Source organism: Atribacterota bacterium (assembly GCA_039638595.1).
GTDB classification, from domain to species: Bacteria; Atribacterota; Atribacteria; order Atribacterales; family Caldatribacteriaceae; genus Profundicultor; species Profundicultor thermophilus.
This window is the reverse complement of record JBDIWM010000033.1, coordinates 1-759: the sequence shown is the minus strand read 5'-3', so window position 1 is coordinate 759 and position 759 is coordinate 1. Positions and strand designations below refer to the sequence as shown.

Sequence of the window (759 nt, the reverse complement as noted above, 5' to 3'; positions counted from 1 at the left end):
AGCGTTTCTTACCAATACCTATCTTCTTGTGCTTGGAAAAGAGGCCATACTCATCGATCCGGCGGTTCCTTCTCAGGAAATATGCGATACAATCAAGCGGGAAGGACTGTATCTGCGGTATATTGTGAATACCCATGGTCATATTGACCATATTGGGGGGAATACGTTTTTCAAGGAGTGTTTCCCCGAAGCCCGGCTTCTTGTACATGAACGAGATTCTCTCTATCTTCAGAACCCCTCCCTCAATCTTTCGGTGGAATTGGGAAAATCTTTTGTTTCTCCCTCTCCGGACTTTTTGATTCGTGGCCTTGAGCGGTATTCGATGGCGATTTTTGGAGAAGAGGTGGTTTTCGTTGCGACTCCTGGACATACGCCGGGGAGTATGAGCCTTTTTTTGCCGAAGCGGCAATGGCTTTTTAGTGGTGACACTCTTTTTGCCGGATCCGTGGGCCGGATGGATCTACCCGGGGGGTCGTTCCGCGACCTTGTGGCTTCTCTGATGCTAATTTTTGAACAGTTTTCCGATGAAACCCTGGTGTACCCGGGGCATGGTCCAGAAACGACGATTGGAAGAGAAAAGAAGGAGAATTTCTATTACCTCGAGTACGTGGAAGAAAAACCTTGAAGGAGAAACTCCTTCAAGGTTTTTCTTTTATAATTCTTCGATGTAACGGCGGTACTCCTGCACCAATTCTTCAGCTCGCAGGCGGTCTTTCGATTCGGCAAAGAGACGCACCAGGGGTTCTGTTCCCGAGGGAC

2 protein-coding genes are annotated in these 759 nt (G+C 48.4%); one reads left to right on the top strand and one right to left on the bottom strand.

The genetic code is table 11. The features are described from left to right. Positions 1-625, top strand: a 625-nt coding sequence (locus ABDK92_08140; GenBank protein ID MEN3186582.1) for an MBL fold metallo-hydrolase, incomplete at its 5' end; no start/stop codon positions are given. Positions 626-652: 27 nt separating this feature from the next. Here ABDK92_08140 and ABDK92_08135 read toward each other — a convergent pair. Further along, positions 653-759, bottom strand: a 107-nt coding sequence (locus ABDK92_08135) for a hypothetical protein (protein MEN3186581.1), incomplete at its 5' end; no start/stop codon positions are given.